2 protein-coding genes and 1 pseudogene are annotated in these 1,311 nt (G+C 59.0%); 1 reads left to right on the top strand and 2 read right to left on the bottom strand.

What is annotated here, in order from left to right; translation table 11 throughout:
• Positions 1 to 613: 613 nt before the first annotated feature.
• Positions 614 to 853 (bottom strand): hypothetical protein, encoded by a 240-nt coding sequence (locus FV222_RS26390; protein WP_147816076.1) that lies wholly within the window; start codon positions 851 to 853, stop codon positions 614 to 616.
• Positions 854 to 951: 98 nt separating this feature from the next.
• Here FV222_RS26390 and FV222_RS26385 point away from each other — a divergent pair.
• A pseudogene (locus FV222_RS26385) lies at positions 952 to 1,140 on the top strand (transposase); the annotation flags it as partial.
• Between the two features lie 13 nt (positions 1,141 to 1,153).
• Here FV222_RS26385 and FV222_RS26380 read toward each other — a convergent pair.
• Positions 1,154 to 1,311: transposase (locus FV222_RS26380; protein ID WP_147812867.1), on the bottom strand; the 158-nt coding region annotated here is incomplete at its 5' end.

Genomic DNA, 1,311 nt, shown 5'->3' with positions numbered 1-1,311 from the left:
TTGGGCCGGCAGGCTTCGACCAGGGGCTCCAGATCAGCCCATTGCGCGTCGCTCAGCATCGTCCCTCCTCCATCAGAGAGACGAAAACGCAAGCCCAGCCAATCTGTTCAGGCGACGACAGGCCCTAACACGGATTTATCGCAAACCAGGACGTTGGCTGCAGAGACGGCGCTGCTGTCCCGGTTTCAGGCTTTGCTCCCTTGGGGGAAGACCAAAGCATAGTGCAAGTAGCTGATTATGCTCGCGCACCGTCCATTTAACGACGAAGCCGAATCATTAGCGCAGCCAGAGTGCAAAATCTGACTGTCTCGGACGTGTATCGCCGCCACAACTCAATATCCTGCAAGTAGGCATTCCTGGCGTCTACAAAGGGTGGAAAGCAGGGCCGGAGATGACGTCCGCTTCTGTGCATGGCCGTCCGGAAGCAGACTTTCCGAAATCCACCCATCCTGGTCGCAGAGCTTAGGGACGGGTTCCAACCTTAACGGGCATACAGCGGCACGCCTTGGCTCCCTGGATGGCTGGGGACACAAATCACTGCGTCAGCAACAGCCGACCGGAGTCCGGACCGATGCCCTTCGATAGAGGCACGCTGGTCGAGCCGTCATTCGCACTAACGAAGCAGCCAAGTGCCGACGAAGGTCAGCGCTGCCGAGTAAACGGCCTGTCCGTCCTCGTCTGTCACGACTACGGTGATGGTCTGACGCTCTCCGTCGTTCGGAATGTCGTTGACAGCGATGGCGGGTAGCAGGCGCTTGGCCTCAAGGGCTGCGGCTTGCAGGTCAGCGCAGACGGTGCCTACATCATCACGCTGGTTGATACCATCATGAATGTCGAAGAAGTAACGAGGCATAAGCCCTCCACACAGCGGAAGCAGGAGCACACACTGGTCCGCCCCCATTGAAGTGGTCCGCCCTTTGGTATGGCTTTTGAGCCTGGAGGACGGACGAGATGGCAAAGCACCCGAAGCCCGAGGAGATCGTCGCGAAGCTACGTCAGGCGGACGTGCTGATCTCACAGGGCCAGAGCGTGGCCGATGCAATCCGCGCGCTCGGTGTGAGTTCGGTGACGTACTACCGGTGGCGGCGTGAGTTTGGCGGCCTGAAGTCGGATCAAGTTCGACGGATGAAGAGTCTTGAGAGTCTGTCCGGCATCATGATGTTTTCTGACAGAGCTTTCGGGTCATGAGGCGGATGGAGGCCAAGAGGACGAACGCTCGCCCTTTCCGGCTTTTGCATTCCCAATCCTTCGCGAGACGGCGGCAGCGGTTGAGCCAACCGATCGTTCGCTCGACAATCCAGCGCTTGGGCA

It is taken from the genome of Methylobacterium sp. WL103 (assembly GCF_008039885.1).
Lineage (GTDB): Bacteria > Pseudomonadota > Alphaproteobacteria > Rhizobiales > Beijerinckiaceae > Methylobacterium > Methylobacterium cerastii.
This window is presented reverse-complemented; position numbering and strand designations above follow the sequence as displayed.

What these genes read in the sequence shown, in the direction of transcription:
- FV222_RS26390 (WP_147816076.1), bottom strand. Translation starts at nt 853, where the DNA reads ATGCCTCGTTACTTCTTCGACATTCATGATGGTATCAACCAGCGTGAT.